The 13560-nt window shown below is 61.6% G+C and carries 13 protein-coding genes; 10 read left to right on the top strand and 3 right to left on the bottom strand.

Annotated features, from left to right (window positions below; genetic code table 11):
* Positions 1 to 107 precede the first annotated feature (107 nt).
* From nudF to ACJ8HB_RS23525, 6 genes are all read left to right on the top strand, one after another.
* The gene (gene nudF / locus ACJ8HB_RS23550) at positions 108 to 740 is read left to right on the top strand and encodes an ADP-ribose diphosphatase (protein WP_033649068.1); all 633 of its coding nucleotides are present in this window, start codon (positions 108 to 110) and stop codon (positions 738 to 740) included.
* Positions 740 to 1165 (top strand): DUF1249 family protein, encoded by a 426-nt coding sequence (locus ACJ8HB_RS23545; protein ID WP_004937244.1) that lies wholly within the window; start codon positions 740 to 742, stop codon positions 1163 to 1165. The genes nudF and ACJ8HB_RS23545 overlap by 1 nt, the downstream gene beginning before the upstream one ends.
* A 27-nt stretch (positions 1166 to 1192) precedes the next feature.
* The gene (gene cpdA, locus ACJ8HB_RS23540) at positions 1193 to 2020 is read left to right on the top strand and encodes a 3',5'-cyclic-AMP phosphodiesterase (protein ID WP_033636061.1); all 828 of its coding nucleotides are present in this window, start codon (positions 1193 to 1195) and stop codon (positions 2018 to 2020) included.
* Entirely contained in the window at positions 2020 to 2604 is a 585-nt protein-coding gene (gene yqiA / locus ACJ8HB_RS23535; protein WP_025304306.1) for an esterase YqiA, read from the top strand. Before cpdA ends, yqiA begins: the two co-directional genes overlap by 1 nt.
* Positions 2605 to 2650: 46 nt before the next feature.
* Complete coding sequence (gene parE, locus ACJ8HB_RS23530; RefSeq protein WP_025304305.1) at positions 2651 to 4546, top strand: DNA topoisomerase IV subunit B; 1896 nt, start codon at positions 2651 to 2653, stop codon at positions 4544 to 4546.
* An 83-nt stretch (positions 4547 to 4629) separates the two neighbouring features.
* Positions 4630 to 5544, top strand: a complete 915-nt coding sequence (locus ACJ8HB_RS23525; protein ID WP_047570479.1) for a LysR substrate-binding domain-containing protein — start codon at positions 4630 to 4632, stop codon at positions 5542 to 5544.
* Positions 5545 to 5549: 5 nt separating this feature from the next.
* On the opposite strand, the gene ACJ8HB_RS23520 is transcribed toward ACJ8HB_RS23525, so the two are convergent.
* Positions 5550 to 5858, bottom strand: coding sequence for a putative quinol monooxygenase (locus tag ACJ8HB_RS23520; RefSeq protein WP_033638602.1), 309 nt, complete (start codon positions 5856 to 5858; stop codon positions 5550 to 5552).
* A 33-nt stretch (positions 5859 to 5891) separates the two neighbouring features.
* The gene (locus ACJ8HB_RS23515; protein ID WP_033636059.1) at positions 5892 to 6473 is read right to left on the bottom strand and encodes an NAD(P)H-dependent oxidoreductase; all 582 of its coding nucleotides are present in this window, start codon (positions 6471 to 6473) and stop codon (positions 5892 to 5894) included.
* Between the two features lie 315 nt (positions 6474 to 6788).
* Here ACJ8HB_RS23515 and parC point away from each other — a divergent pair, with 315 nt between their 5' ends.
* The 3 genes from parC (at position 6789) to ftsP (ending at position 11591) form a co-directional block, all read left to right on the top strand.
* Positions 6789 to 9062, top strand: a complete 2274-nt coding sequence (gene parC / locus ACJ8HB_RS23510) for a DNA topoisomerase IV subunit A (protein ID WP_039569308.1) — start codon at positions 6789 to 6791, stop codon at positions 9060 to 9062.
* Between the two features lie 246 nt (positions 9063 to 9308).
* Complete coding sequence (locus tag ACJ8HB_RS23505; protein WP_060422915.1) at positions 9309 to 10043, top strand: 1-acylglycerol-3-phosphate O-acyltransferase; 735 nt, start codon at positions 9309 to 9311, stop codon at positions 10041 to 10043.
* A gap of 132 nt (positions 10044 to 10175) precedes the next feature.
* The gene (gene ftsP, locus ACJ8HB_RS23500; RefSeq protein ID WP_039569305.1) at positions 10176 to 11591 is read left to right on the top strand and encodes a cell division protein FtsP; all 1416 of its coding nucleotides are present in this window, start codon (positions 10176 to 10178) and stop codon (positions 11589 to 11591) included.
* Between the two features lie 17 nt (positions 11592 to 11608).
* On the opposite strand, the gene ACJ8HB_RS23495 is transcribed toward ftsP, so the two are convergent.
* Positions 11609 to 12520, bottom strand: a complete 912-nt coding sequence (locus tag ACJ8HB_RS23495; RefSeq protein WP_033636055.1) for a LysR family transcriptional regulator — start codon at positions 12518 to 12520, stop codon at positions 11609 to 11611.
* Between the two features lie 137 nt (positions 12521 to 12657).
* On the opposite strand from ACJ8HB_RS23495, the gene xapA reads away from it, so the two are divergent.
* Positions 12658 to 13479: a xanthosine phosphorylase gene (gene xapA / locus ACJ8HB_RS23490; protein ID WP_094860194.1), complete on the top strand. Its 822-nt coding sequence runs from the start codon at positions 12658 to 12660 to the stop codon at positions 13477 to 13479.
* The last annotated feature ends 81 nt before the right edge of the window (positions 13480 to 13560 follow it).

The raw sequence follows: 13560 nt of genomic DNA, 5'->3' as shown, positions 1-13560 counted from the left end.
TCCGGCGGCGGAAAACAGCCTAACATAAAGCCGCGGCGGAGAGTCCCGCTGTTTCTGTCATCAAAACCGATTATTTTATCGGCATACTCAAGCAGGAGAATTCGCGCATGAACCGTTCGCAGCCGTCGCCCGTTACTTTCGAGAAAAAAGATGTAGAAATTATTGCACGCGAGACGCTGTACCGTGGTTTTTTTTCACTCAATTTATACCGGTTTCGCCATCGGTTGTTCAATGGCGAAATGAGCCCTGAAATCACGCGTGAAATTTTCGAACGCGGCCATGCGGCGGTGCTGCTGCCCTACGATCCGGTGCGCGACGAGGTTGTGCTGATTGAACAACTGCGCATCGCCGCGGTTGATACCAGCCATTCGCCCTGGCTGCTGGAAATGGTGGCGGGTATGATCGAGACCGGCGAAAGCGTCGAGGACGTGTGCCGCCGCGAAGCGCAGGAGGAGGCCGGCGTGGTGGTCGGGCGCTGCAAGCCGGTGCTGAGCTACCTGGCCAGCCCCGGCGGCACCAGCGAACGTCTGTCGATCATGGTCGGCGAGGTGGACGCCGGCACCGCTGAGGGCATCCACGGCCTGGCGGAAGAACATGAAGATATCCGCGTCCACGTGGTCAGCCGTGAGCAGGCTTACCGCTGGGTTGAGGAGGGCGCGATCGATAACGCCGCATCAGTGATTGCATTGCAATGGCTGGCGTTGCACCATGAATCGTTGAGAAAAGAGTGGGCCAACTAATGAAACAGCGCTATACCCCTGATTTCCCCGAAATGATGAGATTGTGCGAAACCAACTTCGCGCAATTGCGCCGCTTGCTGCCGCGCAACGACGAAGCGGGCGAAACGGTGACTTATCAGGTGAACGGCGCCGGCTATCGTTTGACCATCGTTGAGTCCACGCGTTACACGTCGCTGGTGGAGATCGAGCAGATCTTTCCGGCGGTCAGCTACTGGAGCCTGCCCGCGATGACGGTGCGGCTGTACCATGACGCCATGGTTGCGGAAGTGTGTTCCAGTCAGCAGATCTATCGCTTTAAAGCGCGTTATGATTATCCTAATAAAAAGTTGCATCAACGCGACGAAAAGCATCAAATTAACCAGTTTCTTGCTGATTGGCTGCGCTACTGTTTGGCGCATGGAGCGATGGCGGTTCCGGTTTGTTAGACAGACTGAAATAACAAAGGACACCATTTGGAAAGCCTGTTTAAACTGCCCGTGGCGAGTGGGGCCGCGGTCAGGATTCTACAAATAACAGATACCCACCTTTTTGCCGGCGAACACGAGACGTTGCTCGGCATCAATACCTATCGCAGCTATCACGCGGTGCTGGACGCCATCCAGGCGCAGCGCCGCGACGTCGATTTGATCGTCGCCACGGGAGATTTGGCGCAGGATCATTCGCAAGAGGCCTACCGCCACTTCGCCGCCGGCATCGCGCAATTGCCGGCTCCCTGCGTGTGGCTGCCGGGCAACCATGATTTTCAACCGGCGATGGTCGATGCGTTGGCCGCCGCCGGCATCGCGCCTTCCAAACAGGTGCTGCTGGGCGACAGCTGGCAGGTGCTGATGCTGGACAGCCAGGTGTTCGGCGTGCCGCACGGCGAATTGAGCGAATACCAGCTCGAGTGGATGGAGCGCTGCCTGCAGGCTCACCCCGAGCGCTATACGCTGTTGCTGCTGCACCATCATCCGCTGCCTTCCGGCTGCACCTGGCTCGATCAGCACAGCCTGCGCAACCCGCATATGCTGGGCGCGATCCTGCTGCGTTATCCGAAAGTGAATACCGTGGTGTGCGGGCACATTCACCAGGATCTGGATCTGGAATGGCAGGGCCGACGCCTGTTGGCGACGCCGTCCACCTGCGTGCAATTCAAGCCGCACTGCACGAACTTCACCATTGACGACGTCTCCCCCGGCTGGCGCTACCTCGATCTGCTGCCGGACGGCCGCGTCGAGACGCAGGTGTTCCGCCTGGAAAACGACGATTTCCGCCCCGATATGGACTCGGATGGATACTGATGCCTTCGACACTGCTCTACCTGCACGGTTTCAACAGTTCGCCGCAGTCGGCCAAGGCGGTGGCCTTCAAGGCTTGGCTGGCCGAGCACCATCCCGATATCGAGATGCTGGTGCCGCAGCTGCCGGCTTTTCCGGCGGAGGCCGCCGAAATGCTGGAGAATATGGTGCTGGAGCGCGCCGGCCAAACGCTCGGGCTGGTCGGTTCATCGCTGGGCGGCTATTACGCCACCTGGCTGTCGCAGTGTTTTTCGCTGCCGGCGGTGGTGGTCAACCCGGCGGTCAAGCCGTTTGAGCTGCTGGTCGACTATCTCGGCGCCAACGAGAACCCCTACACCGGCCAGCAATATGTGTTAGAGTCTCGGCACGTTTACGATCTGAAAGTGATGCAGATCGATCCCTTGGAGTCGCCGGATTTAATCTGGCTGCTGCAGCAAACGGGCGATGAAATTCTCGATTACGGCCAGGCAGTGGCGTATTACACCGCGTGTCGGCAAACGGTGGAGTCGGGTGGAAACCACGCCTTCGTCGGTTTCGAGCACTACTTCCCCCAGATTGTGGATTTTTTAGGGCTAAACGCGGTCTGACGGACCGTTCCGGCACCTCCCTTTAACCACGAAAAAATAATCAACGATGACTCAATCCAGCTATAACGCTGATGCCATTGAAGTACTCAGCGGTCTAGAACCAGTGCGCCGTCGTCCCGGCATGTATACCGACACGACGCGCCCAAACCACCTCGGCCAAGAGGTGATCGATAACAGCGTCGACGAAGCGTTGGCCGGTCACGCCAAGCGCATCGACGTGATTTTGCACGCCGATCAGTCGCTGGAAGTGATCGACGACGGCCGCGGCATGCCGGTGGACATCCACCCGGAAGAGGGCGTGCCGGCGGTTGAGTTGATCCTGTGCCGGCTGCACGCCGGCGGTAAATTCTCGAATAAAAACTACCAGTTCTCCGGCGGCCTGCACGGCGTGGGGATCTCGGTGGTCAACGCCCTGTCGAAGCGGGTGGAAGTCAACGTGCGCCGCGACGGCAACGTCTACGGCATCGCCTTCGAAAACGGCGACAAGGTGCAAGATCTGACGGTGACCGGCACCTGCGGCAAACGCAACACCGGCACCAGCGTGCACTTCTGGCCGGACGAGCAGTTCTTCGACAGCCCGCGCTTCTCGGTATCGCGCCTGACTCACCTGCTGAAAGCCAAAGCGGTGCTGTGCCCCGGCGTCGAGATCTATTTCATCGACAAGGTGAACAACACCGAACAGCGCTGGTGCTATCAGGACGGCCTCACCGACTACCTGATGGAAGCGGTCAACGGCCTGATCACCCTGCCGGAAGCGCCGTTCGTCGGCAATTTCGCCGGGGACACCGAAGCGGTGGACTGGGCGCTGCTGTGGCTGCCGGAAGGCGGCGAGCTGCTGACCGAAAGCTACGTCAACCTGATCCCGACCATGCAGGGCGGCACCCACGTCAACGGCCTGCGTCAGGGGCTGCTGGACGCGATGCGCGAGTTCTGCGAATTCCGCAATATTCTGCCGCGCGGCGTGAAGCTGTCGGCGGAGGATATCTGGGATCGCTGCGCCTACGTGCTGTCGGTGAAGATGCAGGATCCGCAGTTCGCCGGGCAGACCAAAGAGCGTCTCTCCTCGCGCCAGTGCGCGGCCTTCGTTTCCGGCGTGGTGAAAGACGCCTTCAGCCTGTGGCTGAACCAGAACGTTCAGGCGGCGGAACAGCTGGCCGAGCTGGCGATCTCCAGCGCCCAGCGCCGCCTGCGCGCCGCCAAGAAAGTGGTGCGCAAAAAGCTGACCAGCGGGCCGGCGCTGCCGGGCAAGCTGGCGGACTGCACCTCGCAGGATCTGGCCATGACCGAATTGTTCCTGGTGGAAGGGGACTCGGCGGGCGGATCGGCCAAGCAGGCGCGCGATCGTGAATATCAGGCGATCATGCCGCTCAAGGGCAAGATCCTGAATACCTGGGAAGTCTCCTCGGACGAAGTGCTGGCCTCGCAGGAAGTGCACGACATTTCCGTGGCGATCGGCATCGATCCGGACAGCGAAGATCTCAGCCAGCTGCGCTACGGCAAAATCTGCATCCTGGCGGATGCGGACTCCGACGGCCTGCACATCGCCACGCTGCTGTGCGCGCTGTTCGTGCGCCACTTCCGCTCGCTGGTGAAAGGCGGCCACGTCTATGTCGCCATGCCGCCGCTGTACCGTATCGATCTCGGTAAAGAGGTGTTCTACGCGCTGGATGAAGAAGAGAAAGCCGGCGTGCTGGAACAGCTGAAGCGCAAGAAGGGCAAGCCGAACGTACAGCGCTTTAAAGGGCTGGGCGAGATGAACCCGCTGCAGCTGCGCGAAACCACCCTCGATCCGAACACCCGCCGTCTGGTGCAACTGACGGTGGCAGAGGATGACGTCGATCAGACGCTGGCGGTGATGGACATGCTGTTGGCCAAGAAGCGTTCGGAAGATCGCCGCAACTGGCTGCAAGACAAGGGCGACATGGCCGAATTGGCGGTCTGAGCCTGACCCTGGCCCGGTGAAACGCCGGGCCTGCTTTCCCGCAGGGCGTTGCATGCGGCGCCCGTCAACCTGGGGCGAACCGCGTGAAGATCACCCTCGAAGAGCTGCTGGCGTTCACTGCGGTGGTCGACAGCGGTTCGGTCACCGCCGCCGCCGATCGGCTCGGCCAAACCACCTCCGGCGTCAGCCGCGCACTCAGCCGCCTGGAAACGAAACTCGACGCTACGCTCTTGCGCCGCACCACGCGTCGCCTGAGCCTGACCGAAGAAGGGCAGAGCTTCCTGGCGCCTGCGCGCGAAATACTGCGTTCGGTGGATCAGGCCGAAGAACTGATGGCGCTGCGGCGCCAGCTGCCCGCCGGTCGGCTGCGGGTCAACGCCGCCGCCCCTTTCATGGCGCACGTGCTGGTGCCGATGGTGGCGGAGTTCCGCCGCCGTTATCCGCAGATTGAGCTGGAGCTGGACACCGACGATCGCAATATCGACCTGTTGGAGAAACGCGCCGATATCGCGATCCGCATCGGCGCGCTGCGTGACTCCACGCTCCATGCGCGCCTGCTGGGGCACAGCCGGTTGCGCATCCTCGCCAGCCCGGATTACCTGCAACGGCATGGCGAACCGCGCGGCGTGGAAGATCTGCACCGCCATTGCCTGTTGGGATTCACCTACCCGGAATCGCTGAACCAGTGGCCGCTGCGTCACCGGCAGGCGCGGCATTTCGCCATCGAACCGACGATCTCGGCCTCCAGCGGGGAGACGCTGCGTGAGTTGGCGCTGCGCGGAGCGGGCATTGTCCAGCTGGCGGACTTCATGACCCGCCGCGATCGGGAAGCGGGCCGGCTGGTACCGCTGCTGGTGCGGGAGACGCTGGACGTGCGCCAGCCGATCAACGCGGTGTATTACCACGACGCTCAGCTGGCGGCGCGTCTCACCTGTTTTCTCGACTACGTCAGCGCCCGCCTTGAGGGAGAGCCGCCAGAGGCCGCAGAGGGCCTCTGAAGGGATTACAGCGCGTTTTCCAGCACGTAGATCTCGGTGCCCAGCACGTAGTCCTTGATGGTCTCGCGGTGCTTGAGCATATGGTCGATCTGCAGGTGTTTTTCCAGATGCGCCTGGCTTTGCCATTTTTCCAGCATAAACACCGAATCCGGCGACAGTTTCTGCCAGGGGGCCTGCGTGTGGCTGTCTACCATCGGCGTGTATTCGCCGCAGCCTTCTTCCGCCAGCACCAGCGGCACCAGTTTTTCAATGGCTTGTAACACGGTGGCGCGGTGGCCGGGTTTGACTTTGATTTCTGCGATTACGGTGATCATCATTACCTCGTTGGTTAAGCCCTTCGCTGCCAGTTAAGCAAAAATTCCCGCCAGATGCTCGCGATAACGTGCGATGTCCGTTTCGATATCCGGTTGTTTTATCACGTCATTGCAGATAAAGGTCGGCAAGGCTTCCATCCCCAGGAACTGGTTGGCCTTGTGGAAGTGCAGGTAAACGCCGTCGACGCCGACGCCGTGGAAGAACTGGTTCGGATCGGTGAAGGCTTCGAGCGGGGCGTTCCAGGTCAGGCTCAGCAGGTATTTTTTGCCCTGAATCAGGCCGCCGGAGCCGTACTTCTTGCCGGCGTCGGAGCGGGTGCGGCCATCGCTGGCGTACAGGCTGCCGTGGCCGGCGGTGAACACTTCGTCGATGTATTTTTTCAGGATCCACGGCTCGCCCATCCACCAACCCGGCATCTGATAGATGACCGCGTCGGCCCACAGGTATTTCTGCACTTCGGCCTCAATGTCATAGCCGTCGTCGACCACCGTGACCTGCACCTCGTGCTGCAGATCGCGCAGGAAGCTTTCCGCCACGTCGCTCAGGGTTTGGTTGAGTTCGCCGTTGGAATGGCCGAATTGCTTTTTAGCGTTGATAATCAGGATATTGCTCATCTTTTGCGTCTCCCGTCAGAGTTAAGATAGATGCCGTTTTCCGCTGCGGTGCGCAAAAACAGCTTGCTGAACGAGAGTGTAATCGCTGGCCAGGCAAGTAAAAACGTGACGACAGACACAACAGTGTTGATTCTTAATCAACAATCGCGATGGAATTTTGCCTAAACGTCCCGGCGGTAGCGCCTTCGGCCGGCGATCCTTGCGCCAACTGTGACAGCCACCCCGCAGATGGGTTACTATCGCGGGCAGAATCGACAAGCGATGCCTTATTGTCGTCCAGGGATTGCCAAGCCACGGTCTGAGGATAATTGAGTAATGAGTGATCTGACTCATGATGGTGTAGAGCGTTTACCGCTGCACACATTCACTGAAAACGCCTATCTGAACTATTCCATGTACGTCATCATGGATCGGGCGTTGCCGTACATTGGCGACGGTTTGAAGCCGGTACAACGCCGCATCATCTACGCCATGTCTGAGCTGGGGCTGAACAACAGCGCCAAATTCAAGAAATCCGCCCGCACCGTGGGCGACGTGCTGGGTAAATACCACCCGCACGGCGACAGCGCGTGTTATGAAGCCATGGTGTTGATGGCGCAGCCGTTCTCGTATCGCTATCCGCTGGTGGACGGCCAGGGTAACTGGGGGGCGCCGGACGATCCCAAGTCGTTTGCGGCGATGCGTTATACCGAATCGCGCCTCTCCAAATACGCCGAAGTGCTGCTAGCCGAGCTGGGGCAGGGCACCGTCGACTGGATCCCGAACTTTGACGGCACGCTGCAAGAGCCGAAGATGTTGCCGGCGCGCCTGCCGAACATCCTGCTGAACGGCACCACCGGCATCGCCGTCGGCATGGCGACCGACATTCCGCCGCACAACGTGCGCGAAGTCGCCGCCGCTGCGGTGGCGCTGCTCGACAAGCCGGGCGCCTCGCTCGACGATCTGCTCGAATTCGTGCAGGGGCCGGACTTCCCGACCGAAGCCGAGATCATCACCCCGCGCGACGAAATCCGCAAAATTTACCAGAGCGGGCGCGGCTCGGTGCGCATGCGCGCCGTGTGGAAGAAAGAAGACGGCAGCGCGGTGATCACCGCCTTGCCGCACCAGGTGTCCGGCGCCAAGGTGCTGGAGCAGATCGCCAGCCAGATGCGCGCCAAGAAACTGCCGATGGTCGAAGATCTGCGCGATGAGTCCGACCACGAAAACCCGACGCGCCTGGTGATCGTGCCGCGCTCCAACCGTATCGATCTGGAGCAGGTGATGAACCACCTGTTCGCCACCACCGATCTGGAACGCAGCTACCGCATCAACATGAACATGATCGGTCTGGATAACCGCCCGCAGGTCAAAGGGCTGGTGGAGATCCTCACCGAATGGCTGGCCTACCGTCGCGACACGGTGCGCCGCCGCCTGAACTACCGCCTCGAGAAAGTGCTGAAACGCCTGCATATCCTCGAAGGTTTGCTGGTGGCGTTCCTCAATATCGACGAGGTGATCCACATCATCCGCAGCGAGGATGAGCCGAAGCCGGTGCTGATGCAGCGTTTCGGCATCTCCGATACCCAGGCGGAAGCGATCCTCGAGCTGAAACTGCGTCACCTGGCCAAGCTGGAAGAGGTCAAGATCCGCGGTGAGCAGGATGAGTTGGCGAAAGAGCGCGATCAGCTGCAGGCGCTGCTGGCGTCCGAGCGCAAGCTGAACACGCTGATCAAGAAAGAGATCCAGGCCGATGCGCAGACCTACGGCGACGATCGCCGTTCGCCGCTGACCGAGCGTGCGGAGGCCAAGGCGATGAGCGAGCACGACTTCGTGCCGTCCGAGCCGGTGACCATCGTGCTGTCGGAAATGGGCTGGGTGCGCAGCGCCAAGGGCCACGACATCGATCCGGCCGGCCTGAGCTACAAGGCCGGCGACAGCTTCCGCGGCGCGGCGCGCGGCAAGAGCAACCAGCCGGTGGTATTCATCGACTCCACCGGGCGCAGCTATGCACTCGATCCGATGACGCTGCCTTCAGCGCGCGGGCAGGGCGAGCCGCTGACCGGCAAGCTGACGCCGCCGCCGGGCGCCACCATTGAGCAAGTGCTGATGGCGGCCGACGATCAGAAGCTGCTGATGGCGTCCGATGCCGGTTACGGCTTCGTTTGCACCTTCAACGATTTGGTGGCGCGCAACCGCGCCGGCAAGGTGATGATCACGCTGCCGGACAACGCCAGGGCGCTGCCGCCGATGGAAATCCACGGCGCAGACGACATGCTGCTGTCGATCACCGCCGCCGGGCGCATGCTGATGTTCCCGGTCGCCGATCTGCCGCAGCTGTCGAAGGGCAAAGGCAACAAGATCGTCTCCATTCCGGCAGCCCAGGCGGCGGCCGGTGACGACAAGCTGGCCTGGCTGTTCGTGCTGCCGCCGCAGGCGTCCGTCACGCTGCACGTCGGCAAACGCAAGCTGACGCTGCGGCCGGAGGATTTGCAGAAATTCCGCGCCGAGCGCGGGCGCAAGGGCACCCAGCTGCCGCGCGGCCTGCAGCGCATCGATCGCGTCGAAGTGGATGCGCCGATGCGGGCGTCGGGCGGCGACAGCGAAGAGTAAGCGTTGGCGCCAGCGTTAACGGGCGGTCGCAGCATGCTGTGGCCGCCTTATTTATTTTTACTGGCGTTTATTTTCCAAATAGTTAACATTTCTGCGCATAAAATTATTGTGCGTATTGCCGGCTGGCGGGAAAATAGCGAGAAAGGCAGGCGACATCGGCGTGCTTATCGCCTGGCCGGCAAATAATGAGTAAAGGAATCTGCGCAGCGAAGTAAACTGCGTTGGCAGTGTGCTAATGAGGTTGTTATGTTATTGATTTTGCGTGCCGTTCTCGCCACTCTTTTCTGTATTCTGGTGTGTATTTTCGGTTCTGTTTATTGCTTGTTCAGCCCGCGCAATCCCCGCCATGTGGCGACCTTCGGCCACCTTTTCGGCCGCCTGTCGACGCTGTTCGGCATCAAGGTTGAAACCCGCGTGCCGGCCGATGCGGCCAACAACGGCAACTGCATCTATATCGCCAACCACCAAAATAACTACGACATGGTGACGGCCGCCAATATCGTGCAGCCACGCACCGTGACCGTCGGTAAAAAAAGTCTGGTGTGGATCCCGTTTTTCGGCCCGCTGTATTGGCTGACCGGTAATCTGCTGATAGATCGTGATAATCGCGCTAAGGCGCACGGCACCATCGCCCAGGTGGCGGAGCAGTTCAAAAAGAAAGACATTTCGATCTGGATGTTCCCGGAAGGGACCCGCAGCCGCGGTCGCGGGCTGATGCCGTTTAAAACCGGCGCGTTCCACGCGGCCATCGCCGCCGGCGTGCCGATTGTGCCGATCTGCGTATCGACCACCAGCGGTAATATAAATCTTAATCGCTGGAATAACGGTCACGTGATCGTCGAGATGTTGGCGCCGGTGGATACCAGCAAATACGGCAAAGAAAACGTGCGCGAGCTGGCGGCGCATTGCCGCAAGCTGATGGAGGCGAAAATCGCCCAATTGGACGCCGAAGTCGCCCAGCGCAACGCCGCCAAAAAATAAGAGTCTACCGGCTTCAAAGAATACGTTTTTAATTGGCGTTCAGCGCCGTTAACGCCTGAGCGCCTGCTAATCTTGATTGGCGGGCGTTTGGGTTTTGCACACGGTTTAGTTATTGCTTTTCATGGAGAAAATATGTCACTCAGTCGACGTCAGTTTATACAGGCATCGGGCCTGGCGCTGTGCGCGAGCGCCGTGCCGCTGAGGGCAGAGGCGAGCGGAACGCAGACCCCATTACCCATTCCTCCACTGCTGGAGTCTCGCCGCGGTCAGCCGCTGTTCCTGACCCTGCAGCGCGCCCACTGGGCGTTTATGGATAACCGCAAGGCGGCGGTGTGGGGCATCAACGGCATGTATTTGGGGCCGACGGTGCGGGTTTACAGCGGTGACGACGTCAAACTGATCTACAGCAACCGCCTGCAGGAGCCGGTGGCGATGACCGTCAGCGGTCTGCAGGTGCCGGGCACGCTGATGGGCGGCGCGCCGCGCATGATGTCGCCCAACGTCGACTGGTCGCCGGTGCTGCCTATTCGCCAGGCGGCGGCCACCTGTTGGTACCATGCCAATACGCCGAACCGCATGGCGCCGCACGTTTACAACGGGCTGGCCGGGCTGTGGCTGGTGGAGGATGCCGTCAGCAAAGCGCTGCCGCTGCCCAACCACTACGGCGTCGACGATTTCCCACTGATCATTCAGGACAAGCGCTTCGATAACTTCGGCACGCCGCAATACGATGCGCCGTCGCAGGGCGGTTTCGTCGGCGATACGCTGTTGGTCAACGGCGTGCAAAATCCGTATGTAGAGGTGTCGCGCGGCTGGGTGCGTTTGCGCCTGCTCAACGCCTCCAACGCGCGCCGCTATACCCTGCAGCTCAGCGACGGGCGCCCATTCAACGTGATCGCCAGCGATCAGGGCTTCCTGCCCGCGCCGGTCGCGGTGCAGCAGCTGTCGCTGGCGCCGGGCGAACGCCGGGAAGTGCTGATCGACATGTCGAAGGGCGAGGAGGTGACCATCACCGCCGGTGAAGCGGCGGGCATCATGGATCGCCTGCGCGGCCTGTTCGAGCCGTCGAGCATTCTGGTGTCCACCCAGGTGCTGACGCTGCGCCCGACCGGCCTGCTGCCGCTGGTGACCGACAACCTGCCGATGCGCCTGCTGGCGGATCAACTGTTGGACGGCAGCGCCAGCCGCACCCGCGATTTCCGCCTGGGCGACGGCGGCGTCGGCATCAACGGCGCGATTTGGGACATGAACCGCATCGACGTGCAGGCGCAGCAAGGCACCTGGGAACGCTGGAACATTCATGCGGATACGCCGCAGTCGTTCCATATTCAGGGCGTGCAGTTCCTGATCAAACGCGTCAACGGCGCGCAGCCGATGGCGGAAGATCGCGGCTGGAAGGACACCGTCTGGGTCGATGGCGACGTCGAGCTGCTGGTGTATTTCAACCAACCTACCTCCGAACACTTCCCGTTCCTGTATTACAGCCAGACGCTGGAGATGGCCGATCGCGGCACCGCCGGCCAGCTGATGGTGCAGCCGACGATGTAATCTGCGCTGCGGGCCGCTTACGGCGCCCGCAGCATCTCCAGAAAGGCCTCTACGACCGGCGTGACGCTGTCGGCGCGGTAAACCGCGTACAGATCCGCCGGCGGCGCCTGCTGCAGCGAGCAAAAGCGGACGCCGGGCCACGGGATGCGGCCGTAGCTGTCCGGCAGCAGCGTAATGCCGCAGCCCTCCGCCACCAGCGCCAGCAGGGTTTGCGGTTCGTTGACCTGATAAGCGACGTCCGGCAAAAATCCCTGCTGCAGGCACAGATTGTGCAGATACAGCCCCAGGCTGGCCTCGTGCGGCGGCAGCACGATGAAACTGTCGTTCTGCAGCGCCGCCAACGGGATGCTTTCCTGCTGCGCCAGCGGATGATCGAGCGGCAGCACCACGGCGATGCTCTCGCTCGCCAAGCGTTGGCAGGTCAACCCCGGCAGCGTCTGCTGCTGCGCCTCTCGCCAGACCCCGATATCGATATGCCGCTTTTGCAGCGCGGCGATTTGCTGGCTGGGCGTCAGCTCGTTCAACGACCAGGTGACGCCGGCGTTTTGCTCGCTGAACCGCCGCAGCGCCGCGATCAGGCCGCCCCAGGCCGAGGTGCCGACCATGCCGACCACCATGTGGCCGCCTTCGCCGCGCCCCATCTGTTGCACCTGATGCAGCGCGCTGTCGGCCTGATCCAGCAGCCGCTCGACGTTGCGCAGCAGCGTGCGGCCGGCCGGCGTCAGCGTCATGGAGCGGGTAGTGCGTTTGAACAGCACCACGCCGAGCTGGCTTTCCAGCTCCTTGATGTGCTTGCTGAGCGGCGGCTGTGACATATTCAGCCGCCGCGCCGCCTGGGTGAAGTTCATCTCTTCCGCCACCACGCGGAAATAGTGCAGCAGGCGGAAGTTAATCCGGCCGGGATCGGGCAGGGCATGGGGCGGGTTCATCCGGGGTATCGCCTCCTTGTGACGCAGCTCAACTTATAGGTAAATGGAATAAATCGGCCGCCAAGAATGTATTGGTCTCGGCCGCGCCTCGCTCTCTACTATGGGGATTATTATCCCCCGCTGAAAGAGAGAATACGATGTTTAATCAAGAAGATGCTTTTACCTGCGCCAATGTCGTCCGCGCACGCCTGCCGGGTTTCCAGCCGAAAGCGGCCTTGATTCTCGGCTCCGGGCTCGGCGCCCTGGCGGAGGTGATGACCGAAACCGTCACCATCGACTACGGGGAGCTGCCGGGCTTCCCGGTGAGCGGCGTCGCCGGTCATGCCGGGCAGCTGGTCGCCGGCAAGCTGGAAGGCGTGCCGGTATTGTGCATGAAAGGGCGCGGTCATTTCTATGAAGGGCGCGGCATGCAGGTGATGACCACCGCGGTGCGCACCTTCAAACTGCTGGGCTGCGAATTCCTGCTGGCGACCAACGCCGCCGGTTCGCTGCGCCGCTCGGTGGCGCCGGGCAGCCTGGTGGCCATCACCGATCACATCAACTTCATGCCGGAATCGCCGCTGGTCGGCGCCAACGACGAGCGCTTCGGGCCGCGCTTCTTCAGCCTGGCGAACGCCTACGATCGCGATCTGCGCGCCCGGCTGGCGGCGGTGGCCGAAAGCGCGGGCATTCCGCTGGCGGAAGGGGTGTTCGCCGCCTACACCGGGCCGAATTTCGAAACGCCGGCGGAGATCCGCATGATGCAGACCCTGGGCTGCGACGTGGTGGGCATGTCGATCGTGCCGGAAGTCCTGACGGCGCGCCACTGCGGCCTCAAGGTGCTGGTGGTGTCCGCGATGACCAACTACGCCGAAGGGCTGTCGGATACGCCACTCTCTCATGAACAAACGCTCAGCTGCGCGGCGCTGGCGGCGGACGATTTCATGCGCCTGATCCGCGAGCTGTTCAAAACGCTGTAACACCGCAGGCAAACCGGCGGTGGGCTGCAGGGGGCCCGCCGCACCAATCATCGTTGAAAGCATAATAACAAGGTGATGGCG

The sequence above is a fragment of the Serratia sp. CY27727 genome (assembly GCF_052169275.1).
Taxonomy (GTDB): domain Bacteria; phylum Pseudomonadota; class Gammaproteobacteria; order Enterobacterales; family Enterobacteriaceae; genus Serratia; species Serratia sarumanii.
The sequence above is the reverse complement of the archived record's forward strand: the minus strand, read 5'-3'. Positions and strand labels throughout refer to the sequence as shown.